At 60.3% G+C, this 22442-nt stretch carries 27 protein-coding genes; 12 read left to right on the top strand and 15 right to left on the bottom strand.

Annotated elements, in window-relative coordinates:
- Positions 1-27: 27 nt before the first annotated feature.
- Both HDE77_RS14915 and HDE77_RS14910 read right to left on the bottom strand, forming a co-directional pair.
- Entirely contained in the window at positions 28-432 is a 405-nt protein-coding gene (locus HDE77_RS14915) for a DUF6326 family protein (protein ID WP_184418501.1), read from the bottom strand.
- A gap of 218 nt (positions 433-650) precedes the next feature.
- Entirely contained in the window at positions 651-1283 is a 633-nt protein-coding gene (locus HDE77_RS14910) for a dihydrofolate reductase family protein (protein ID WP_184418499.1), read from the bottom strand.
- Between the two features lie 418 nt (positions 1284-1701).
- On the opposite strand from HDE77_RS14910, the gene HDE77_RS20585 reads away from it, so the two are divergent.
- Positions 1702-1953, top strand: a complete 252-nt coding sequence (locus HDE77_RS20585; protein ID WP_255482747.1) for a transposase — start codon at positions 1702-1704, stop codon at positions 1951-1953.
- A gap of 164 nt (positions 1954-2117) precedes the next feature.
- Here the strand turns inward: HDE77_RS20585 and HDE77_RS20580 are convergent, their stop codons facing one another.
- Complete coding sequence (locus HDE77_RS20580; RefSeq protein WP_255482746.1) at positions 2118-2339, bottom strand: hypothetical protein; 222 nt, start codon at positions 2337-2339, stop codon at positions 2118-2120.
- Between the two features lie 62 nt (positions 2340-2401).
- On the opposite strand from HDE77_RS20580, the gene HDE77_RS14900 reads away from it, so the two are divergent.
- Entirely contained in the window at positions 2402-2659 is a 258-nt protein-coding gene (locus tag HDE77_RS14900) for a hypothetical protein (protein WP_184418497.1), read from the top strand.
- 85 nt (positions 2660-2744) lie between these two features.
- Here the strand turns inward: HDE77_RS14900 and HDE77_RS14895 are convergent, their stop codons facing one another.
- The 3 genes from HDE77_RS14895 to HDE77_RS14885 all read right to left on the bottom strand — a co-directional run bounded on the left by HDE77_RS14895 (position 2745) and on the right by HDE77_RS14885 (position 4452).
- The gene (locus HDE77_RS14895; RefSeq protein ID WP_184418495.1) at positions 2745-3473 is read right to left on the bottom strand and encodes a cytochrome c biogenesis protein CcdA; all 729 of its coding nucleotides are present in this window, start codon (positions 3471-3473) and stop codon (positions 2745-2747) included.
- Positions 3473-3847 carry a thioredoxin family protein gene (locus tag HDE77_RS14890; RefSeq protein ID WP_184418493.1) on the bottom strand — a complete coding sequence of 125 codons (375 nt, stop codon included), beginning with the start codon at positions 3845-3847 and terminating at the stop codon, positions 3473-3475. The genes HDE77_RS14895 and HDE77_RS14890 overlap by 1 nt, the downstream gene beginning before the upstream one ends.
- Positions 3848-3990: 143 nt before the next feature.
- Positions 3991-4452 carry a DoxX family protein gene (locus HDE77_RS14885; protein WP_184418491.1) on the bottom strand — a complete coding sequence of 154 codons (462 nt, stop codon included), beginning with the start codon at positions 4450-4452 and terminating at the stop codon, positions 3991-3993.
- 287 nt (positions 4453-4739) lie between these two features.
- Here HDE77_RS14885 and HDE77_RS14880 point away from each other — a divergent pair, with 287 nt between their 5' ends.
- The 5 genes from HDE77_RS14880 (at position 4740) to HDE77_RS14860 (ending at position 8325) form a co-directional block, all read left to right on the top strand.
- Positions 4740-5015, top strand: a complete 276-nt coding sequence (locus tag HDE77_RS14880; RefSeq protein WP_184418489.1) for a hypothetical protein — start codon at positions 4740-4742, stop codon at positions 5013-5015.
- A gap of 78 nt (positions 5016-5093) precedes the next feature.
- Positions 5094-5945, top strand: a complete 852-nt coding sequence (locus tag HDE77_RS14875; protein WP_184418487.1) for a DUF692 domain-containing protein — start codon at positions 5094-5096, stop codon at positions 5943-5945.
- A complete protein-coding gene (locus HDE77_RS14870; protein WP_184418485.1) occupies positions 5942-6721 on the top strand; it encodes a DNA-binding domain-containing protein in 780 nt (259 codons plus the stop codon). The genes HDE77_RS14875 and HDE77_RS14870 overlap by 4 nt, the downstream gene beginning before the upstream one ends.
- An 88-nt stretch (positions 6722-6809) precedes the next feature.
- Complete coding sequence (locus HDE77_RS14865) at positions 6810-7730, top strand: AraC family transcriptional regulator (RefSeq protein WP_184418483.1); 921 nt, start codon at positions 6810-6812, stop codon at positions 7728-7730.
- Between the two features lie 340 nt (positions 7731-8070).
- On the top strand, positions 8071-8325 hold the full coding sequence (locus HDE77_RS14860; protein WP_184418481.1) for a hypothetical protein: 255 nt from the start codon (positions 8071-8073) through the stop codon (positions 8323-8325).
- 37 nt (positions 8326-8362) lie between these two features.
- On the opposite strand, the gene HDE77_RS14855 is transcribed toward HDE77_RS14860, so the two are convergent.
- Together HDE77_RS14855 and HDE77_RS14850 are read right to left on the bottom strand one after the other, a co-directional pair.
- Positions 8363-9280: a hypothetical protein gene (locus HDE77_RS14855; RefSeq protein WP_255482745.1), complete on the bottom strand. Its 918-nt coding sequence runs from the start codon at positions 9278-9280 to the stop codon at positions 8363-8365.
- Between the two features lie 333 nt (positions 9281-9613).
- A complete protein-coding gene (locus HDE77_RS14850) occupies positions 9614-10369 on the bottom strand; it encodes a M90 family metallopeptidase (RefSeq protein WP_184418479.1) in 756 nt (251 codons plus the stop codon).
- Between the two features lie 283 nt (positions 10370-10652).
- On the opposite strand from HDE77_RS14850, the gene HDE77_RS14845 reads away from it, so the two are divergent.
- Both HDE77_RS14845 and HDE77_RS14840 read left to right on the top strand, forming a co-directional pair.
- Positions 10653-10976, top strand: coding sequence for a hypothetical protein (locus tag HDE77_RS14845; protein WP_184418477.1), 324 nt, complete (start codon positions 10653-10655; stop codon positions 10974-10976).
- Between the two features lie 604 nt (positions 10977-11580).
- Positions 11581-13062, top strand: a complete 1482-nt coding sequence (locus HDE77_RS14840) for a CoA-acylating methylmalonate-semialdehyde dehydrogenase (RefSeq protein ID WP_184418475.1) — start codon at positions 11581-11583, stop codon at positions 13060-13062.
- A 135-nt stretch (positions 13063-13197) separates the two neighbouring features.
- Here the strand turns inward: HDE77_RS14840 and HDE77_RS14835 are convergent, their stop codons facing one another.
- From HDE77_RS14835 to HDE77_RS14820, 4 genes are all read right to left on the bottom strand, one after another.
- Positions 13198-14100, bottom strand: a complete 903-nt coding sequence (locus tag HDE77_RS14835) for a hypothetical protein (RefSeq protein WP_184418473.1) — start codon at positions 14098-14100, stop codon at positions 13198-13200.
- Between the two features lie 130 nt (positions 14101-14230).
- Complete coding sequence (locus HDE77_RS14830; RefSeq protein WP_184418471.1) at positions 14231-15286, bottom strand: prolyl oligopeptidase family serine peptidase; 1056 nt, start codon at positions 15284-15286, stop codon at positions 14231-14233.
- Between the two features lie 208 nt (positions 15287-15494).
- The gene (locus tag HDE77_RS14825; protein ID WP_184418469.1) at positions 15495-15857 is read right to left on the bottom strand and encodes a hypothetical protein; all 363 of its coding nucleotides are present in this window, start codon (positions 15855-15857) and stop codon (positions 15495-15497) included.
- Positions 15854-16393, bottom strand: coding sequence for a polymer-forming cytoskeletal protein (locus tag HDE77_RS14820; RefSeq protein ID WP_184418467.1), 540 nt, complete (start codon positions 16391-16393; stop codon positions 15854-15856). The genes HDE77_RS14825 and HDE77_RS14820 overlap by 4 nt, the downstream gene beginning before the upstream one ends.
- Before the next feature lie 356 nt (positions 16394-16749).
- Between HDE77_RS14820 and HDE77_RS14815 the strand changes: the two genes are divergently transcribed.
- The gene (locus HDE77_RS14815; RefSeq protein WP_184418465.1) at positions 16750-18072 is read left to right on the top strand and encodes an alpha/beta hydrolase; all 1323 of its coding nucleotides are present in this window, start codon (positions 16750-16752) and stop codon (positions 18070-18072) included.
- 188 nt (positions 18073-18260) lie between these two features.
- On the opposite strand, the gene HDE77_RS14810 is transcribed toward HDE77_RS14815, so the two are convergent.
- From HDE77_RS14810 to HDE77_RS14800, 3 genes are all read right to left on the bottom strand, one after another.
- A complete protein-coding gene (locus HDE77_RS14810; RefSeq protein WP_184418463.1) occupies positions 18261-18947 on the bottom strand; it encodes a hypothetical protein in 687 nt (228 codons plus the stop codon).
- A 369-nt stretch (positions 18948-19316) separates the two neighbouring features.
- Positions 19317-19784 carry a hypothetical protein gene (locus HDE77_RS14805; RefSeq protein WP_184418461.1) on the bottom strand — a complete coding sequence of 156 codons (468 nt, stop codon included), beginning with the start codon at positions 19782-19784 and terminating at the stop codon, positions 19317-19319.
- A gap of 136 nt (positions 19785-19920) precedes the next feature.
- On the bottom strand, positions 19921-20304 hold the full coding sequence (locus HDE77_RS14800) for a hypothetical protein (protein WP_184418459.1): 384 nt from the start codon (positions 20302-20304) through the stop codon (positions 19921-19923).
- A gap of 206 nt (positions 20305-20510) precedes the next feature.
- Between HDE77_RS14800 and HDE77_RS14795 the strand changes: the two genes are divergently transcribed.
- Positions 20511-21623, top strand: coding sequence for a histidine kinase (locus HDE77_RS14795; RefSeq protein WP_184418457.1), 1113 nt, complete (start codon positions 20511-20513; stop codon positions 21621-21623).
- The gene (locus tag HDE77_RS14790) at positions 21620-22408 is read left to right on the top strand and encodes a LytTR family DNA-binding domain-containing protein (protein ID WP_184418455.1); all 789 of its coding nucleotides are present in this window, start codon (positions 21620-21622) and stop codon (positions 22406-22408) included. Before HDE77_RS14795 ends, HDE77_RS14790 begins: the two co-directional genes overlap by 4 nt.
- Positions 22409-22442 lie beyond the last annotated feature (34 nt).

Here is a 22442-nt window from a genome sequence, read left to right as displayed (position 1 = left end):
GAAATCCGGTAGACGATCCGCTCCTAACTAACTTCTGGCTTCACCTGACCAAGTCCACGCCTGCCAGATGATGATCGAAGTGCACACAGTTTCGATCGTCGCGAAGAACAAGTACTCAGGAAGAGCGGGCGTGCGGGCACCGAAAAGAGGCGGAACGAAGGTGAGGGAACCGTTTACAAGGGTGCAAATTGCACCCGCGATGATGTTCGCCAGCCGGTTCGCTCTAAACGGAAGTAGCCGACACGCCACAATCATAGCGATGGGTATTTCCATCAAGACCGCTGAACCCGCCATAGCCCATGGTGGGAGATGTGGGGCGCCGATTAGCTTTAGCGAGCCAACAATATCCCACAGGGCAAGCACGTCCGCATAAAGGTAGTTCAAAAACGCGAAGATCCAGAATAGAGACAACCGCTCCTTCGTGTCATGCATTTCAATCTCCTACCGAATAGCGACGGTCCCGCGGCAGAATACTCTTTGCCGGAAGCCAACGCTCGCAGACGGCAGCTTGGGGTCGGAACCAGACCCCCCGAGGTTGTCGCCTTGGCATCCATTGCGCAGGGACTTCCGCCAATAGCAGACGCTCCAAGCTCCGGTTCAGTGGCGGCCGCGCAGCGGACTGTCCGCTGCAACCGGTGGTTAGGCCGCCTTCACTGACGCACATAGCGCAAGTGTGTGGCGGCTGGACCATCGAGAATCCTGTCAATGCGAAACTGCGGCCCGGGCTCGCTTAGGTTCTCGAAGAGACGCCGGCCGCCGCCGAACAACACGGGTGCCAAGGCGATTTCCAGCTCATCAACGACACCCAGGTTCAGGTACTGCTGGATCACATCCGCTCCACCCGCGATACGAATATCACGACTGCCTGCGGATTCCCGAGCCAGCTCCAGGGCACGCTCCGGCCCGTCATTGATGAAGTGAAAGGTCGTCCCGCCGGGGCGCACCCAGGGTTCGCGTTTCTCATGGGTAAGAACGAATACCGGGGTGTGAAACGGAGCCTCCTCTGGCCAGGCGATCTCGCCTTGGTCGAACATTCGCTTGCCCATGATGTTGGCGCCGATGCGCTCGCTGGTGCTGCGAAGCAGGTCATTGACCGGGCCGGTCTCTCCCCCTGGTCCGAGCTTGAGGAGGTTCTCGCGGAAGTACTGTTGATTGAAGATCCAGGCCATCATCGCACCCCACTTGGCGCCCCAGTTCTTGTACTCAGGCTTGCCCATGGTCATCCCTTCCGGTGCCATGTAGCCATCGAGACTAAGTCCAATGTTGACGAATACTTTGCTCATGGTTCTCTTCTCGCATGTTCGAATGTCGGTCTGACGCTGGAGCCAAGCCAGGGACGGGACGCCAGAGTGCACTTTCCGCTGGCGATCGACTGGTTGAGACCCCCGTCGAAAGCGGGCGTCGAACCCAAAAAAATGACCCCGCCATGTTCCACCTGGTGGAAACGGGCGGTCCGAGATTGCCGTTTGGCGGTCCGCTGCGCAAGGCTTACTGCCGAGGCAGTGAAAAAATGTCACAGTGACCCGCTTTGATCCCGCTCTGATTCCTCAGCGTGCACTTTTTAGCTGGCAAGCTACAAGCCGACTGGGTCAGATCCTCTCACAGGCGCGATTCGTCGTAGCTGACGTGGTGAGGGGCGGGGGCGGATACGCGGGACATGTTCGGTTTGGCAGGGTGGGGTGGTGCCGAAGGAGACTCCGGATGCCGCGGCGACCCATACCTGATCTTGCCGATGTTCCGCAGCATGTGATTCAGCGGGGCAATGATCGTCAGCCATGCTTCTACGTGACAGACGGCTACCATCGTTATCTTGCCGGATTAAGCGGATCGGCCATCCGCTATGGCTGTTCGATACGTGTGTATGTGTTGATGACCAACCACGTGCATTGGCGGGTGACGCCGTCATCGGCTGGCGCGGTGTCGCGGATGATGCGGTGGGTGGGTCACCCGTAGATGCGCTACATCAACGGATGGTATCGGCGTACCGGCAGGTTGTGGGAAAGCCGTTACAAGTCTTGGCTGGTGGATACCGAGGACTGAATCTCGTGCGGGCAGCCAAGGTGGACAATCCGGCCGACGATGCGTGATCGAGCTGCCGTGCAAACGCGCAGGCTCTGTCAGGCAAGGTGGTAGTGCCGCACACTGAATATCTGCGTCTTGGTGCCGATGTGCCGGGACGATGCGTTGCCTGCCAGCCACTGTTCAAAGAAGTGTTGAGCAACAATGGCCTGACCGGGATTCGCGCCTATGTGCAACAGCAACGTGCGCTGGGTACGCCTCGATTTCAGCGCGAGATCGAAATGGTGATAGGCGATTGCGCCAACGTCCGTGCCGCCCACCTCCCGCGTCGAAACGAAGATGCTTTCGGAACAGGCTCTGACCCGCTTTGATTCCTGATTCCGTGCCGCACACTGAATATCTGCGTCTTGGGGCCGATGTGCCGGAACGCTGCGTTGCCTGCCGGCTACTGTTCAAAGAAGTGTTGAGCGACGATGGCCTGACCGGGATTCGCACCCATGTGCAACAACAACGTGCAATGGGTACGCCTCGATTTCAGCGCGAGATCGAAATGGTGATCGGCCATTGCGCCAACGTCCGTGCCGCCCACCTCCCGCGACGGAACGAGGATGCTTTCGGAACAAGCTCTGACCCGCTTTGATTCCTGCTTGAATCGGCGCTGCGCTTAACCCGCTATCTAGCCCGGCTTGCCCCTCACAGTGTCAAGCCGCAGCAAAGGCGGCTCGTTAGAGTGAAGTCGTCAACCTCGTCAGCCACTCGGGACTGATCGAGAGAACGACCGCTTCGAGCTTGCGATCGAAGCCGGTCAGGATGAGCATGCCGAGAACCACGAACAGGCCGCCCATGAATGCTTTCGCGGTGTGCCCGATCGAAGACAGCGAGCCACGTACCCGCATCATGGTGGCATGCGATAGCCCGCCCAAGAGTAGCAGCGGCAAGCCGGCACCCAACCCGAAGACGAGCATGAGCAAGGCAATCTGCCCGAGATCCCGTCCTTGTGCCGCGAGCGTGGATGCGGCGCCAAGCGTGGGCCCGACGCATGGGCTCCAGACGAGACCCAAGAGCAATCCGATAGCGAACTGGCTGGCCAGGCCTTCGCCCTTGATCGATCCGAGTGCGTGCTGTCCGCCTGAGCCGACACGGGAGCTGATGGTGGCGAACGCGACCTGCAGTCGCGGTGACAGCATGACCATACCGAACAGCACCATCAGGGTGGCCGCCACGCGTCGCAGCGTCTCCGTACCCAGGCCAATGGATGCGCCCAGCGTCGCGATGAAAATTCCCACCACCGCAAACGACAGGGCCAGCCCGAGTGCTAGCGCCGCCGTGCCGAGACGATGCCTGGATAGTGCCGACGCGATCAGGATCGGCAGGATAGGCAATACACAAGGCGACAGGATCGAAGCTGTTCCTGCCAGAAAAGCCACGGCATAGGTGGCTACGCCAAAATCCATTACAGAGCCTTCTGCAATGTTGCGCGGATTACCGGCTCCTGGGTTTGACCCGTGGAACGCGACACTTCTTGTCCGTGTTTGAAGACCACGAACGTTGACTGCTGTCCTACCTTGAGTGTTTTTTCCAGCGCGGTTTCCGTGTCGAAGTCGGCCTCGAAGATCGTCACCGCCTTGAGCTGCGGTTCCGCGGCGAGCCGGGCCACGATGGGCTGCTGCACGCGGCAAGTCGGACACCAGTCGGCGTGAAAGTAGACGACTACCGGCTGGCCGGCTGCCTTGGCCTGATCGAACTTCGCCTGATTGAATGGCACCTCATCTGCGATTGCGCTACACGCCAGCGTCAAGAGGAGTGCGCTCAAAAGGTATCTTTTCATGGTGACATTTTCCCTTACGAATTCTTGTCAAAATGCTGCGACGGGATTCACTCGATCATTCGTTACGCGGATGTATCGGGTTACATGGTGTGTCATAGGCACGGCCGAGCTGACGTCACTTCGGACATGCGTTGTAGGGATAGTTAGCCGTGTGTACGAATACCGAGCCAGCGCGCCACCCATGTATCGAGACTGGCCTTGCCTGGTCCGGCAACAAGCAACCAGAAGAAGATCAAGCTGTAGACCACCTCGTCTGCCTCAACGTAGTCGTCGAGTCCCATCAAATTCGCCGATACCACCAACGTGACCGCGACGGCCATGTTGACGATCATCGGAATGCAGACGATGCGGGTAAATAATCCGAGCATGATCAACAGACCGCCCAGCAGTTCGGTCCATGCCGAAAGCGCTGCATTGAACGCGGGATGGGGAATGTGCCAGCCGACAAAGCGCTGAGTGAAGCCATCCAGATTCTGTACTTTGGCGATACCTGTCTCCAGCCAGAAATAGCCGAATACGAGACGCACCACGAGAGGTCCGGCCCAACGGTTGGCATGAAGTAAATCAAGCAGGCGCGAAGCCCTGTCAGCGATGAACTGGCGCATCCTTAAGTCCTATTGACGTGGTGAATCCGCATCATGCGTTTGCATCCGGGCTCTCACCATGTTCGTGCGTCCATGCTTTCTTGCTACGCGTCCGGTCCTGCACAGCGTCGACCGAAGCCGGACGATCGGACACAAAAACGAGATGCTCGGGAACAGTCAGAACTGCCCGTGACTGTCGAGAATGCGATCGTCGGGACCGGCTCGAGGCGATATGGCAGCCCCTACCCGGCGAGACATTTCCTATGCCGCATTCGATTGCGGCCCAAACGACTTACCAGGAGTTACCTATGAAGACCAACAAGATCAACGGTGCCGCGATGGCTGTGATGGTTGCCGGCCTGTTTGCCATGAGCTCGATGTCGTCCGCGATTGCATCGCCCAGCGGCGCCAGTGATACGGCCGCGGTCAAATGCATGAACTCTTCGTCCTGCAAAGGCCATGGCGCATGCAAACAGGCCACCAATTCCTGCAAGGGACAGAACTCGTGCAAGGGCCAGGGATTCACCATGCAGAAGACACAAGCGGAATGTGACGCGGCCCAGGCGACCAACAAGGCCTCCTGATTTACCAAACGGGGGCTTTCCCGCTCTGCCGAGCGGAAAGCCCCTTCCTCTCATACCTCTGCGCAGCCTGCCGAAATCATGACTATCGAGACCACTTCCGATCGGTTGCCCTATCTGGGTTATGGCCTGGGCTTGCGCGTCGAGCACTACGAAAGCTTGCTCGAGGAACCTGGTAACGTCGAATGGCTTGAGATCGTTTCCGAGAATTACATGATCCCCGGCGGGCGTCCGCTCGTATGGCTTGAAAAATTCCGTGAGCGCTTCCCGTTAGTGATGCACGGCGTGTCGATGTCGATCGGCAGCACCGATTCGCTGGATGACGGCTATCTTGCGCGACTCTCTGCGCTGGCCCGTCGCGTGGAGCCGGTATGGATTTCCGATCACCTGTGCTGGACCGGCGTGCAAGGCGTCAATCTGCATGATCTGATGCCGCTCCCTTACACCGAAGAGGCCTTGGCCCATGTGGTCGACCGCGTGCGCAGGGTACAGGATGTGCTTGGCCGGCGCATTCTGCTGGAAAACGTATCCAGCTACATCAGCTTCGCCAACGCACAGCTTACTGAGTGGCAATTCCTGGCGGCCGTGGCCGAGCGCGCCGATTGCCTGATCCTGCTTGATATCAACAACATCTATGTCAGTGCGCACAATCATGGATTTTCGCCACTGGACTATCTTGACGGCATCCCGGCATCGCGCGTTCAGCAGTTCCATTTGGCCGGCCATGAACACAGCGGGCAGCTGCTGATCGACACGCACGATGCACCGATCATCGATGACGTCTGGCATCTCTATGTCGAAGCGGTGCGTCGCTATGGCAGGGTATCGACGATGATCGAGCGCGACGACCATATGCCGCCGCTCGCTGAATTGCTGGCCGAACTCGACTGCGCGCGATCGCTGGCCACTCCCTTGCTGCGAGAAGCCGCGTGAGCCATCTGCAGGCGCTTCAGCAACACATGCTGCAAGCTGTGCTTGCCGATCAATCCCCGCAACTGCGTGAGATCGACGACGACGTCTGCGCAAATGCTGCAAGCCGCTTGGCCATCTATCGCAACGGCTACCGCGTGCGTTTGCGCGACGCGCTGGCGACTGAGTTTCCTGGCCTGGGTGTTTTGATGGGCCGACGCTTTGGCACATTGCTGGATAGCTATGTCGAAGCGCATCCATCGGGGCACTACAACATCCGTTGGCACGGCGCAGGCCTGGCGGCCTTCCTGGAGTATGGCCTGCCTTGGCGCGACAAGCCCCAGCTGGTTGAAATGGCGCGTCTGGACTGGGCCATTTCGACATCTTTTGATGCAGCCGACGAACCTGTGCTTGCCGTGGCTGATCTGGCCGATGTACCCGCCGATGCCTGGGCGAATTTGCGTCTCAGTCCGCAAAGTCATCTGCAAATCATTCCAACCCATCACAACATCGAGGTCTTTCGCCGTGCGGCTGATCGCGATAGCAAGCGTCCGCGTCCAAGGCGCCATGACAAAGCTCGCCACCTGCTGGTTTGGCGGCAATCGCTGACTGTGCATTACCGGTCAATCGAAGTGGACGAAATATCAGCGCTGACCGGCGCGATCAAGGGAGAGCCCTTCTCCGCCCTGTGCGAACGGGTCTGCGAGCATCACGATGCCGCGGTTGCATTGCCACTCACGGCCAACCTCCTGCATCAATGGTTGGCTAGCGGCCTCATCAGCCGCTGGCGGTTGAACTGACGTCCGTTGTCGTATTTGGGGGTGATGTAACCACGGGTGTGTCTTTGGCGAAAACAAGTTATTGGAGCCAACCGCCAGAGGATCGCCCGTGTATATCGAACTCCATCCGATGCTCACGGACAAGCCTCGTCCACCGCTTGTCGAACCGGCCCTTGAGTCGTTGCTTAGTCAATCGATGTTACGGGTCGCCGTGGTCGCCGAGCTGCATCGCTGTGGCTCATGGTTTATCGATGGGCCGCGGTACCACTGCGGGTTGTTCCATCTTGTCGGTGCTGGCCAATGCAAAGTTGAATGTGCCGCGCTCGACCAGGCCATGCAGTTGGAGGCCGGAGATCTGGTTCTCTTTCCGCGGGGCGATCCGCATCGTCTGAGCGTCGATGGACAAGCGAGCATGGGAGACGCCGACCGGACGAGTCTGATCTGCGGCGAAATGAGATTTTTCGGCACCACCAATCATCCGCTCAACTATGCATTGCCGGCCTGTTTCGTAGTGCGATCGAAGGATGCGGGAAATACATTCCAACAACTGTCGACCATGATGGTAGAGATGGTCGATGCGGGTCAGGATGGGCGACAGGTGCTGTTGAACAAGCTTGCTGATGCGATGTTCACACTGGCTGTTTGCGACTACGCCAAACGTGCCGGTGAGCGATGCGGTCTGTTCGCTGCAGTAGCTGATTCGCGTATCAGTAAAGTGCTTCAGGCAGTACATGAAAACCCGGGCATGCCTTGGACCATGCAATCGATGGCCGGGCTCGCGTGCATGTCGCGCTCGGCCTTTGCGGAACGCTTTACTCATTTGATGCAGATGCCGCCGATGCAATACGTCACCCAATGGCGGGTGAGTGTCGCCGAGCAGTTGTTGCGCGACCGGCAGCAATCCGTGGCGTGCATCGCCGAACAGATGGGCTATAGCAGCGAAGCGGCTTTCCGACGCCTTTTCAAGCGCGTCAGTGGTGTCTGCCCGGGCCAGATACGTGCTGATGTCGCTAGTGCTGCGTTGAACTAGGTGCCGGATCGCGAACACGCGCAGCAGCAAGTCCCTGGACCTCAAGCGGTTCTAACAGGGAAGGAAATCGACAAAGGATCCCTCGACTGTGGATGAGAGTAGGCCGGAACGGCCCGGTCACCCAACGATATCGCTGCTTGGGCAGCAGGGGTGTTGCATCGACCGGTTGAGGCCGCCGGTCGGAAGTGGACCTTCCCGTTCGTAGCTAAAGCGGGACGAACTCGCTTTCCGCGGCATCATTGACCCCGGTTTTGGATTTTTGTCCAAGCGGGTAACGACGATACACGAGCGCAGCGGGGGCAATCGGACTATCGTGCCGTCCTGATCACGAAGAAACATCATGACGAAGAGCTACGACCCGCCCCTGACCACGAACCCGCATGCTCCCCTTTACCGCGTCGATAAAGCGATCAAGGCAGCCCAGCAACGGCTGGATGCCGCTATCGACGCGAAGCGGCATCACACCAGCCAAAATCTGGCCCACGAAGTGATCAAAGAGGCTCGCGAAGGACTCAAGAAGTCTGAGCAGTTGCGTGTTCTCAAGATCAAGGAGCTCGCGCAGAAGGCGGCGGAGACCGAGGCGGCTGGAAAATAGAACAAATCCAACCGCCGCTACGTGTGGTCGACCGTGCTCAGTGCGAACCCACGCTCGAGGAAGCCGCTGGCGTCGACGACTCGGCCGCTGCGCGCTGGGGTGTATCGGCCGGGCACCATGTCTTGAGGCGCTTGCCCGCACGGAACAGATCGATGCATTCACGCATCTCGGCCTTGAAGGCCAGATCAGGCGTGTCCAGCGGGCAGCCGTAAGACAGCGGCTTGATCGCGTTGTACTCGGCGATACAGGTGGACAGTGGCGGCGGCGTGGGCGGATTGGGATCGTCGGCGCGTGGCGGCGGGGGCAGGTTGAGGCGCTCGTCACCATCCTTGGGCGAAGGCGGTATGGGAGGCGCGCCGCACAACAGGTTGGTTGCCGTACTCGCCTTGGTGGGATCGCATATGCTTGCGGCCATCTCCTTGATCGCATCGCCTATATGGCGACCCACCGCACCACCGGCCGTCTCGTTCGGCGGCGGGAAATACTTATCGAAGCGTGTGGTCTTGGTGTGCATCCGGTCGAGGTCGTGCTGCATGATCTGACGATCGTCCGCGGGCTTTGCCGGTGTGGCCTTGGCGTTTGTTGTTGGCCAGGGGGCCTCTGTCGTGGGTGCTAGCCGCACCGAGCCATCTTTCGCGAACACACTGCTGGCGGACGGTGTGGCCACGGAGGCCGCCGGTGCAGGCGCCGCTTCATGATCCTGCACGACCATCGCTTCACGAGATGCCTTCTCGTGCGTCACGGGGCGAACGCGGGGGGACACCACCTGCGACGGCGGCGCCAACTTGGGTAGCGTGGGTGGCTCGGGCGGCTGCACGGCGCGCGGCTTGCTGGGTTGATCAATCAGACGCACTGTCAGCACCTGATCGGTATCGATATGTGCCACCGCCAGATGCAGCAGTTTGGGCTGCATCTCGTACCACAGCGCCAGCGCGAACAGCGCGTGCAATACCAAGACCAAAGCCAGCGCGAACGCCAGCGCCGGGCGCGTCAGCGGTGGCTGTCGCCAGCGCCTACGGCGCAGGGTCTCTCGCGTATCGATGTCGAGTAAGGCCAGGCCGCGCGCACGATCCTCCTCTTGTCGATGTTGGACCTGCCCGGAACGTTCGATGACACTGCCTTATTCAAGTTCAAGCCAATGGCCGACACGAAACCTGCGCATATCCTCAGCGCGTGTTGCGGCCAACCCGGATAGACAACTTCTTTCATTCAAGGTTCCCCTTGATCGGAAACGGGTATGGAGGAAGTTGAATGAGGTTCGCGTAACTTCCTCCGTTTTTTGGAGCCCTCAGAACGGATGCTGCCGATAAAATTGCTCGAGCTGCCGATAGACGTCAGGCAAATGCTGGCGCAAGGTTGCCGGCGCCTCGAAAAATTGCTCACTGGCAACCGCAAAGAACTCGGCCGGGCTTTCAAGGGCATACGGGTTGATCGGCAAGTCAGCGCCGTTGCGCTGCTCCTCCTTCAGGCGATCCCACGCGCTCGAGAAGACCCGCGACCACTCGCGGCGATCCATACGTCGGTGCAATGGCGGAAAGCCGTTGGCGTCCCCGTTGAGCATGTCGAGCTTGTGTGCCATCTCGTGGACGACCACGTTGTGCCCCGGCGGCTTCCCCGTGTTCAGTACATCCGCCCACGACACGATCACCGGCCCACGTCCCCATGCCTCACCGGCCATCACAGCGTGGGTCTGGTGAACGACCCCCGCGGCATCGATTTGTGGGCGACGTGGAATGAATGCGTCCGGGTACACGATGACGCTGTGCCAACCGTCGTACCAATCCATGCCCAGTTTCAGGATGGGTAGGCAAGCATGGGTCGCGAGCAGGACACGGTCGGCGTCTTCCAGATGCAGGCCCTTGGTCGGCTCCAGCGACTTGCTTTCCAGGAACAGCGTGGCCAGTACGCGCAGCGTCGCCTGATCGGAAGCGCCCAGCCGACGTGCCGCGGGACAACGCTGCAGCGCGTCTCGCCAAAGCGGTTCGGCGATCGGGTGCCGGGCGATGGCGCGTCGCACGCGCCAGTTTCTGATTTTGTCGAACATGGCCACATGCTTGAGATAGTCGCAAGATCAACAGCATTTGGGCCGAAACGCACTTTCTCAAGAACGAGGAGGTGTCGGGGACAATATTCGCGCGGTCCATCTGACAGGACTTGGAGCGGTCTTCCCACAAAGTACGGATACACCGACAACCTGCGCGCCGTTGTTGCCCCAACACCTCTACTGATTCCGCTAAACCCGAACGGCGCGTTTCTGCATTGGCTATGATCAAACGCGTACCGTCAAACGGACGTGGCTTTTGCCTACTCGCTGCAAAGAGGTTGTCATGCTCAGGGCATTGCTCGTGGGAATGATCTTGTTGGGTGCCTTCGCTTCGCCGGCGAGCGCTGCTTCGCCGATTCCCGCCGCAAGTTCCGTCATTTCTGCCGACGAACATGCCATACGCGATGCGCGAAAGGCTTACAACTCAGCCCCGGTTTCAAGAGATGCCACTGGCATAGCGAAGTACTGGCAGAGAGACAACTCCGGATCCATTTGGGCAAACGGTGTACTGACCATAGGGCGTGACAACTTTGTTGCGCGCTACGCGAAGACTTTTGCCAATCGTGATTTCATCTGGGGGTTCGAACGCCAGATCGAGTCGATGTAGCGACTGACGGTCGCAGCTGTGCGGCGGAAGTTGGTACATGGCAATGGCGGATGCGGTCTTCAGGCCATGTCGTTACGCCTGAGGGACGCTACCTGGCGATGTGGCACAGCGTGGATGACACATGGCGCCTCCAGTCCGATCTCCATGTCGAGACGGCATGCACAGTTGGCAGTGCTTGTCAGGAGAAAAGGTGCCGGCAAGAATTCCGTCCCATCCGGCTTGCCGACAGGGCTGACTCGATGAGTGGCGAGGCCTGATGTGCAGAGAGGGCGGGTTTAGGCACGCGGGAGCGTCCAGCTAACCGAGCCTGACGTCAGGTTGATTTTTCACCACCTCGCGCGACCTGTCTGAGCGCCAGCAAAAAGCCTGACCTTGAGTTCGGGACATGTGGGGATACATCAGGCCCTGATCCGCTCAGCTTTCAGCGCTTTCGACGGGTGGCCTGGCGGGAGAATTTGATAGGCCCTGAACATCGCCGCGGGGTAGACCAAGGTGCAATTTAGCGTGATGATCGGCCGTGTTACCGTCGGTCTTTTCCCGGCATGAGGAGGCGTGGCGCGGCCAGCGCGGCCTGCCTCGCCCGCATTCCTCCATCGGAGGACGTATGAGCGAAGCAGAGCGAGACGGCGCGCGCGTGCGCGAGCTGAATCATTTCATCGACGGTCAACGCGTTGCGGGCGCCAGCGGGTTCTTCGGTGACGTATTTGATCCGACGCAAGGCAGCGTGACGGCTCGTGTACCGTTCGCAAACGCAGCTGAAGTTGGCGTCGCCATCGCCGCTGCGAGAGCAGCGTTTCCTGCCTGGAGCGAAACTGCGCCGCTGCATCGCGCTCGTCTGATGTTCAAGTTCAAGCGGCTGCTTGACGAGCACTACGACGAACTCGCCGAGCTCATTACGCGTGAGAACGGCAAGCTGTTTTCGGACGCGAAAGGCGAGGTGCTGCGCGGTATCGAAATCGTTGAATTCGCGTGCGGAATTCCGAACCTGCTCAAGACCGATTTCACCGATCAGGTCAGCAGCGGCATCGACGCCTGGAATCTACGGCAGCCGCTCGGTGTAGCCGTGGGTGTCACGCCGTTCAATTTCCCGATGGTGGTGCCATGCTGGATGTTTGTCATGGCGGCTGTGTGCGGCAACACGTTCGTACTCAAGCCCTCCGAGCGCACGCCGTCGGCATCGATTCGGCTTGCCGAGCTGTTCATCGAGGCGGGCGTGCCCAAAGGCGTATTCAATGTCGTGCATGGCGACAAGGTCGCCGTGGATGCGCTGATCGAGCACCCCGATGTGGCTGCGGTATCTGTTGTCGGCTCGACGCCGGTCGCCGAATACATCTACAGCGAAAGCGCAAAGCACGGCAAGCGCGTGCAGGCGCTGGGCAGTGCGAAGAACCATCTGGTCGTGATGCCCGACGCCAATCTCGATCAAGCCGTCGACGCGCTGATCGCCTCGGCGTATGGGTCAGCCGGCGAGCGCTGTATGGCGACTTCGGTCGCGGTGGCGGTAGGACGGATTGCCGATGAGCTGATCGAGCGCCTCGCGCCGCGCGTGCGCTCGCTCAGGATCGGCGGTGGCATGGAGCCCGATCTGGACATGGGGCCGCTCATCACCGCCGCGCATCGCACCAAGGTGTCAGGCTATATCGATGCGGGTGTCGCGGCGGGTGCCAAGCTTGTCGTTGATGGTCGCGGCTATACCGTGCCCCGCCATGAAGCGGGCTTCTTTCTCGGTGGCTCGCTCTTCGACGACGTATCGCGTGATATGAGCATCTATCGAGAAGAGATTTTCGGGCCGGTGCTGTCGGTTGTACGCGTGCCTGATCTCGCCAGTGCGATAGCGCTCGTCAATGCGCACGAACTGGGGAACTGTGTGTCGGTTTTCACATCCGATGGCGGCACGGCGCGGGCCTTCTCCCGGCAGATCAAGGCCGGCATGGTGGGCATCAACCTGCCGAGCCCGGTGCCGGTGGCGTGGCATTCGTTCGGAGGCTGGAAGCGATCGTTGTTCGGCGACCATCACGCGTACGGCCAGGAATCCGTACGCTTTTACACGCGCTACAAGAGCGTCATGCAGCGCTGGCCCAACTAACCGGCTAACCGGGTCAGGGCCTCTGACAGATACGGCGCCTTGGCTGCCGCAAATAAAGCGTCAGAGACATTTTGTTTCGGCCGCAAATGACGAAGGCGGCCGCAGCCGCCTTCGCATTGCAACGGATGACGCAGATCAGGCAGCGATTGCCTCAGCCATGTCGGGCACGACGTCGTCGCCGCACACATCACGCCATAGGTAATACATCGTTCCGAACATCACCATGAACATCCCCAGCATCAAGGCGATATAGAGCGGAACCAGCAGCACGAGTACCAGCCATGCGCCGACGAGCTTGCCGAGCAGGGTAAGCAGACCGGCCACGAGCAGGAAGGCAACTATCACGCCAATCCAGGCAAAGATGGCGCTGACTGCAAACACGAGCAGCGGCAGCACGTTCTTCACCGCGCCGATCAGGCCGTCGCCGATGGCGCCGAACACGTTGCTACGACCCAGGGCGATCTGGCCAAGGCTGATCGCGTAGAAACCCATGATCAAAAGGCCGAGCACCATGGATAGTGCGACTACGGTCCCGAAGCCGTTAGGCAACGCCGGCGGCGGTTGGTGGCTCGCTTGTGCAGCCAGTGCTTGTATATACCAGTCGGCAGTGCCGCCTCCCGTTGTCGCCACGAAGATCAATCCAATGATGGTGACGTAGACCACAGCCACCGCCAGTCCGTAGCCGATAAGGCGCAATGCTTCGCCTTGTCGGTAGGGCTTGAAGACGTCGAGTGCGCGGGTCGGTAGTCCACGCTCGGCGGCATCGACCAGCTGCAGATAGCCCGCGTAAAGCGGCACGAGCAGCAGACTGATCAGCATGGAGATCGCCATGATCGCGCCGAAGGTTACTGGGCTCGGCGGTGTGCCAGAGCTTGCCGCGTAAAACTGCATCGGTAGTGAGATCAGCGCCGGCAACAGGCACGCCACCACCAGGAAAGCCGCCCCTCCGAGCAACGGCTTCGGATGGCGGTAGCCCACGCTAAAGCCCTTCTTCAGCCAGCCGAAGCCGGCTGCCGGTCCATTGGATCGTGTCGTCATGTGTCGCTTCCCCGATGATCGGCGCCCCCGCGCCGTGAGGTCCCAGCATAGCGGGTAGCTGCCAGTGCTATCCATGTGCGCGAATTCTGGAGTATCGACAGCGTTACGACGCAGCGACCCTTCGGCTGACTCAGTGTGTTGCGACGCCAAGCGTCTTGCGGAAGAAAGCTAGAGCACTGGCGTTGATCCTCTGGTGCTCGGCGACGCGATCGACGCCCTGTGGATCCGTGCAAATGTCCCGTGCGTCCTTGGTGAGTTGCGGCGAGCATGGCGAGAGAAAAACGTAATGCCCCGCCTTGGGAATCATCGTGATGCCGGCGAGTGTCTTGATCAGGGGTGCAATGTGCAAAACGTTTTCCTGTGGCAGCAGCACCTGATCGTCTTGACCGTAATAGAGAAAAACCGGGTAATCGACGTGGGAGAGACCGACCTTGTCGAAAACCAGGCTCAATGGCGCCATGACGAAGGCGGCTTTCACGCGCGGATCGTCGGGCTTGCCCCAGTGATCAACGTTTGCTTGCAGCGCAGCGAGCGCCGCTGTCGCAGTCCCTTGGGATTGGAGTTTCTCCAGCAATCCGCAGTCCGGATCCTGGGGATGTCGTTTGCAATAGCCTACGTAGAGATCGAAGCGGGGTACCGCACCGACAACCATCAGCGCGGCATAGCCGCCCGCGGAAAAGCCGGCGACACCGATCCGGTTCGGATCAATCAGTGTCTTCCAGCGCGGATTGTTCAGCAGCTCGCTGATCGCGGCCTTCAGCTGGATAGGCCTGCCGTCCAGTACGGCTGCCGTTCCGACGCCGCTGGTGTCGTGGAAATTGTCCTTGGGGTGTTCCAGCGTCGCGACTACAAACCCGTGGCTCGCCAGGTAAACCGCGAGATCGTGATGGCCGAGGTCCGTCCCGCCATGGCCGTGCGAAATCACTACCAACGGCTTGGCGCTGGCGATTGGCGGTGCATCGGGCGTGGCATCCACTTCATATGGCCCGCGCGAAATGATCGTGGAAGGTTGCGAGGACGGATAGAACACGTAGCCGGGCGTGATACCGCCGTTGACCGGATCGTGAATCGTGATCGCTTGAAATCCGACACCGGTTACGGCCTGGGCGATGGCGACAACCGGCGCGAGGAGCAGTGCCAAAAAGAGCACGCGACTTACCAGCGAACAGCGTGAATGAAGATTCATGCGCTCTACCTGCCACGACGGGAGGCAAAATTGTAAACAGTAAGCGCGCCTTTATGGCGATTGGACGCTTACGGCCTGGCCGCGCGATGTGCCTTGCCGATGACAGCTACGGAGCACCTTGGTAGAGGTTGCGATCGGCAGCTCGTGGTGTAAGTGGTCTGTCGACTTCGCACGCCATTACTCCTGGCGAGCCTGCAGTTTTACGGTATCAATGCCATGTGCGCTTGCCGCCGGCGCTGGCGGGGTTCATCTCGACGCTCAAGGTGAAGGTGCGTTGTTCGTCCGGTCGCATGGCGCCGACGCCCACCAGCTTGCGCGCGATTTCCTCGCCGCGTTCGTTGCGGATGGTCAGCACCATGGAGTATTCCCAGGCGCCGCTGTCGGCGGGGTTGCGGAAGCTGCCTTCCACGCGCAGTGGCGTGGAAGCGGGCGCCGTCGTCGCGCTGGTCGGCTCGCTGAAGCGCAGCTTGTGGCGACAGGCGGGACACACGCCCGCACTTTCCAGGATGGTCTCCCGGCAGTGCGGACAAGTGCGCGTCGCCCCGGCCGTGCCCGGGGGAGTGGTGCTCACGAAACTGTGCCGTTGTGCCCGTTGGTCCTGTGGGCGTTGTTGCCGTCCTTGGTTTCGTCCCAGCCGAACTCGGCTTGGCCGCGCATGCGCGAACCCGCCGCCACGCTGAGTGATCCGGCCTTCAGGTCGCCGGTGAGTGCGCCGGTTTGCAGCAGTTCCACATGCACCGCGGATTCGATGTTGCCAATCAGTTCGCCGGCGATGGTGACCTTCTCGGCGCGCACGCTGCCGGTCACTTTGGCGTTGGGTTCGATGGTGAGGTCGCCGCGCACGTTGACGTCGCCCTTGAAGCTGCCGGCGATGCGCACATGGCCCGCACCTTCAATCTTGCCTTCGATGGTGATATCGGGCGCGATCAGCGATTCAGTCTTGGGCTTGCCCGGTGCGGATGTGACGGGTGCAGGCGTGGAATTGAAGGCGGGCTGCTGCACCGGCGTTTGCACTTCGGGCTTTGCTTCAGGGACGGCACGTGGCGTCAGGTCCATGGTTTCGCGCGTTTCGGTGGGGGTTTTGACGGGTTCTTTCCACAGGGCCATGGGGGCGCTCCGCTTCGCTCAGGGGGAAGCTGACCGTACCCCCAAACGCTCGAGATGAAAACCGTGTCAAATCAGAGTGGTTCAGGTTGGATCGGCAGAATTAACGTCAAGTTCTCAAAAATGATCAACAAAGGGAAGGAGGGCGCTTTTTACTCGCTCTCTTTGGCACGACGCGGGCCAGCGGTCTCTAGCCTTTGAGCGTGGAGGATGCAGTCATTCCGACATTGGCGGCAGGCCGTCCGATCGTGTAGAAAAGCGCACCGTGACCCCAGTTTCGCTGCGTTTCCGGAGAGCTGCCGATGAAGCTCGTTTCGCTGAAGTCCCTGACCGCGGGTGTGAGGGCCGCAACGGTTCTCATGTTGTGTCTGCTCCTGTCGGCATTCGCTGGCCCAGGGGCCGCACAGACAAAGGACGGCGACCGCAAAGGCGATTGCCGCATCGGGATTTACCAGCTGCGTGACGGCAGCGATGTCGACATCGGTTTGACCGACGGCGATCACCTGCGCTGGCGGCGCAAGGACGGTACGACCGGCGTGCTGACTGAAACGTCCAACGGGCAATGGATGAGCACGCTGGGCTGGACCACCCGCTCCGATGGCAAGCATGTGTCCTTCTCCGAATGCACCACGGGACAGATCGTTTTCGATGGTGTGCCAGGTCAGCGGATTGCACTCGACGTGACCGACACCGTGTTTCAAGGCGCCGGTGTGCGCCTGGCTGGCCGTCTGGTGATGCCCAAGGGTAAGGGCAGGGTGCCGATCGTGGTGTTGGTGCACGGGTCGGAGGATTTTTCGGCGCGCGATTTCTACGCGCTACAACGGCAACTGCCCACCGAAGGCATCGGGGTGTTCGTCTATGACAAGCGCGGCACCGGCGCTTCCAGCGGACGGTATTCGCAGAGCTACCTGCTACTGGCCGATGATGCGATCGCCGCGATGCACGAAGCGAAACGTCTCGCCGGAGACCGTGCTGGCAGGGTCGGCTATCAAGGGGGCAGCCAGGCAGGGTGGGTGGTACCGCTTGCCGCGAAGATCGAACCGGTGGACTTCGTCATCGTGGGCTTCGGCCTCGCCGTTTCACCGCTCGAAGAAGACCGCGAGGCGATTGCGCTGGATATGACGCGCCAAGGTTATGGCGCGGACGTGATGGCCAAGGCGATGAAGATCGCCGACGCCACCGCCAACATCATGCGCAGCGATTTCCGCGAAGGCTACGATCAGTTGGCTGCGCTACGTGCCCAATACGCGAGCGAACCCTGGTACAAGCATCTACACGGCGACTTCAGTTTTTATTTGCTCGACAACCCGGAAGCCGTCGTGCGTGAGAAAGGTCCCGCTCTGCTGGCCCACGTGCCGGCGGACTACGATCCGATGCCGGTGCTGCGTAACCTCGACACACCGCAACTATGGATACTTGGCGAGGACGACACCGAAGCCCCAAGTGCAGAAACGGCGCGACTCCTGTGCGGCTTGATCGGGCAAGGCCGGCCGATCACGCTGGTGATGTTTCCGCACGCCGACCACGGCATCTACGAGTACGAGACCGGTGCCGATGGCATGCGCTTGTCCACACGTAATCCGGACGGCTATTTCGCGATGATGCGCGATTTCATTCGCAATGGGCAGCTCGGAAATCACTACGGCGGCAGCACGATAATTAAAAACAACAAGAGTAGCTAAAGCTTCACCAAGGGCAGTGCAGTACGTATCCCGGTGTGACCGCGCAGCGCTGACACTCCTGCCGACGAATCAGTGAGCGAGCGCAAGGACGAGTCGCACCATTAGTCGTAGCCCAGAAGTTTCGGGCGAAAAAAAAGCCGGTCGCAAGTCCGGTTTTTTCATGGCTGTCAGGGCATCTTGAGGTCCGATCAATCAGCCTGCCGGTTATCCTTCGTGGCATGCATGCGTCGCACGCGCACCGTGCTACCTCCCCCGTAGGTCACGACATACGTGGAACCTTCATGCGTCTGCTTCGCCACCAGCACGGGGTCGGCCTGGATGGCTTTCTGCAGAGCGTCTTGGTGATATGCCGCCAAATCGCCACTCGGAATCAGCATCAGCGGGGGGCTGATTTGCTGAAAGCTGGTGAAGTGGCCGCCGCATTTCGTTGTATTGGGGTCGAACTTGAACCAGCCCTGGCCACAGCTCTGCCCGGATACATCCGGCAAACGCTTCAGCCAGAGGAAGTACTTGTTCTCATGAGTAATCCAGACGCGGTTGTGTCTCGTATTGTCCCCTCCGATGTCGTCAGCGCTCCAGAATCGAACCAGCGAAGCCTCGTGACAATCCGCGGATGCACACTCCTGCAATATCAGGTATTCGTTGTCCTGAAGATGGACAGGCTCGATGCTCAGGATGTCGTCCTTCACCAGCGCTTGCGCGGGAAACACCACGGATGGCATGCGTGGATCGAGCTTGAAATCGCCCGAAATCAGGTAGCCGCCGTGCTGGGACGAAAACGGTGGTGCAACGACGTTTACGGCAGGCAGAGTTGTTTGTGCCGAAGCGGCAAGACTCGCCAAGACCAAACCACTCGAGATCAGCGCGTGTTTCATCGAGCCTCCCAACCATAGGTGAAATGGGTCCTTCCTATGGATCACTGTACGGCATAAACCCCATGATCGGCTCAGCCCTGAGTTGCCGCCGTGCGGCATTTCGAAGAGAGGCGCAATGCCCGTTCTCCAAACAGGGGATGGGCGACAGGTAGGCCTTTGGTCATTTGGCCTGGACCAGCCAAGGCAATTGACGGAATTTCCCCAGCTTGAATGCTTTCCCTCACGTCCTACTCCTATGCTGAACCTGCTGGTGTCAAGTCCGCCATGGATTGCGACTTCAGCTGCTCATTTCAGATGAGACTGCGGCCCTGATTGCGTCTTTACGCTAACAGCAATTCCGTCTGAACCCGGCGCAGAAGCCAGCAAGAATCAGCGCAGCGGTTCTGCCGCCGTGTCACCTTTGCATGGGATGGGCTGGCCATCGTTGCCGATGACTTGGGTAAAGCTCGAGCCGCTGTGGTTGATGACGATGCCACCCTCGCACTGCTGGTTCCCGTCCAGCCGGTAGGTCGCCTGCACTCGTAGATCTTCCTGTTGCTGCCGGTTGGCGCGTATGACCTGCGCGGCCTGATACTGCCGAGCCTGCTCATCCACTTGCTGGTATGTGTTGGACAGGTCCTCACGCTGCTGCTTCAGATCGGCCGCCAGCTGTGCCTGGTATTGCTGTGCTTGAGCTTTGGCCTGTTGTGCCTCCCGCATGGCGGTGCGAGCGGAATCGCGTGTGATCTCATCGGCCTGGCGCGCTGCGAAGTACTGGGAAAGTCCATTCCAGGCAAACACTGCGACGACCAAGCCCGCTACCGCGGCACCGATTTTCCAGGACAACGGCATAGCCATTCGATCCAGTCCCCCAGCATGATTGTGGAAAGTCCCCAGCGTCCCCACCCCGACGCAACCCTGTCGCGAGTCGGTTGGCAGAGTCTAGCTGTGAATAGGGGGCAGGGACGATTCCGGACTCCGGCCGACGCTCGGTTTAGCCACCGATGCCTCTGGCAATCTGTGGCCTCAGACGCAGGCCACTGCTGCGGCAGACATCAATGTGCGAAAAGAGCCTCATGCGTCCACCGTGGAAGGTGACGCGGAGGTCGCGCAGGCACCCGCCAGCGGGGACATCGAAGGTCATCGAGGTCGGGCCGCCCTGCAGCGGCTGACCAAGGGCGATGTCGTGGAAGGCGTCGCCGTCGGCAGGCGCGATGGCGAGCGCGGTGATGCTGTCGAAGGTGGCGTTCACCAGATCGAAGTGCCGGGTGGAGGCGAGCCCTGAGTCAGCGTAGGCGGCGCGGGCCGATGGAACGAGCAGGTTGCCAAGCGCGATGGCAAACATGGCGATGAGGGCGGTGGCGCGGGTCGGGTTCATGGCTGTGCTCCGGCTGGGATGAGGTGCCGCCGGGTGCTCGCGCACACGGTCGGCACCGTGATATGGCCGGATGAGGGGCGACCTGCGAAAGCGATTCGGGACGAATCGTCGTAGCGCGGTGGCGAATCGTAGCTGCGTCGCGAATTGCTTTTCAGCGCCGTGCACTACGCCTACGATGGCCACTCCAACCTACGGGACATCCCGCGATGATGGTTCGCCTCGGCAATACGCAGATCGGTCTGTTCCGCTATCTCGGACTTTGGGGGGGCGTGGTATTGGTGTTTGCGCTGCAGGCGTTCATGCACGACGCGTTGAGCGGACATACCTGGTCAGCCTTCGATTACCTGCGCTGGTCGATCATCCAGTGGTACACCTGGGCGGCCTTGGCGCCGTTGGTGTTCCGGCTGGCCGCGAAGTATCCGATCCAGTCGCCGGTGCGCGTACGCGGTCTGGGTATGCAATTGCCGGCGAGTGTTTGCGTGACTCTGCTGGCCATTTTCATCGGCGCGTTTGTGTCGACGGCGTTCGAACCCAGTTCGTTTAGTGAGCAGCTCGGGCAATTTCTCGGCCAGCATTTCGCCACCGGCTTGCTGGCCTACTGGTCGCTGTTCACGATTCAGCAAGCCATGCAGTTTCATGCTGAAAAGACGCGCCGCGAGATTGAGGCGAGCCAGTTGGCGACCGAGCTTGCGCAGTCACGGTTGCGTGCACTGAAGTCGCAGCTACAGCCACATTTCCTGTTCAACACACTGCACGCGATCGCAACGTTGCTGGACGAGGACACCTTGTCGGCCGAAGACATGCTGCTGCGCCTGAGCGAGCTGCTGCGAGCATTTCTCGAGGACTACGACGGCCAGGAAATCAGCTTGCGGCGCGAGCTCGTGCTGCTGGATCTTTACCTCGGCATCCAGCGCATACGCTTCAAGGATCGCCTCACCACGCAGATCTACATTGCCCCGGACACGCTGGATTGCGCTGTACCGAGCCTGATCCTGCAGCCGATCGTGGAGAACGCCATAACCCACGGGATCAGCAAGCGCATAGGTGTGGACTGCATAGAAATCGAAAGCCGGCGCGAGGGCGACACCCTGTGCATCGATGTGCGCAACCGGAACAGCACACTGGAGGCTGGGCCTGCATCTGCGCCGGGGCATGGGATCGGGCTGTCGAATACCGAGCTGCGCCTGCGTGAACTGTATGGCAGCGTTGCTCAGGTGCGTCTGGATATGATCTGGCCGGATGGTGTGATCTGTCGGATTCGCCTGCCGTTCCGCGAGATCGAGGAAGCTGACGATGCGCCTGAGGTCGCTTCCGCGTGAGCATCGCCACGCTGGTCGTGGACGACGAGCCGATCGCGCGGCGTGCCATCGTGCGCCTGCTGCGCGACGATCCCGACATCGAGTTGCTGGCCGAGTGCGGTGATGGCGTGTCGGCGGTCGAGGCGATACGCAGCCAGTCGCCGGACCTGGTCTTTCTCGATATCCAGATGCCGGCCCTCAGTGGCATGGACGTGGTGGCGACGATTGGCGCGGAGCGCATGCCGGCGACCGTGTTTGTTACCGCCTTTGAGCAATACGCAGTGCGGGCGTTCGAGGCGAACGCGGTGGACTACCTAGTGAAGCCGTTCAGCCGGGAGCGTTTCGCGGACACGCTGCGACGAGTGAAAGCGCGGCTATCGAACGGCGAGGGCGTGGGCGGGGCGGCGTCAGTGCGGATCCTGCAGGCACTGGATGCCTTGCGCCAGCGCGACGACTACATCCAGCGCATTCCCGTGCGCATCGATGAGCACATCAGCTTTATCGACGTCGACGACGTGGTGTGGATCAAGGCCAGCGGCAATACCGTGCAGATCCACCTGGCCAACGGCGTCCACGAAATGCGCGAGACCATGAGTGCGATCTCCGCGCGTCTGGATCCGCGGCATTTCGCACGCGTCCATCGCTCGGCCATCATCAACGTACGCCGGATCCAGGCCATCCATCCATGGTTCAACGGCCACCATGTCGTCACGATGGATACCGGCCAGAAGTTGCGCATGAGCCGCTACCAGCACGAAACGTTTCTGAGGCTTGTTTCGGCACGTGGCGGGAAAACGGCGGAGTAGCAGACAAGGGAAAACTGAGGTTTTTTTATTCGAG

The sequence above is a fragment of the Rhodanobacter sp. MP7CTX1 genome (genome assembly GCF_014205795.1).
Lineage (GTDB): Bacteria > Pseudomonadota > Gammaproteobacteria > Xanthomonadales > Rhodanobacteraceae > Rhodanobacter.
Note: the sequence above shows the minus strand (reverse complement) of the source record. Positions and strands in the feature narration are given on the sequence as shown.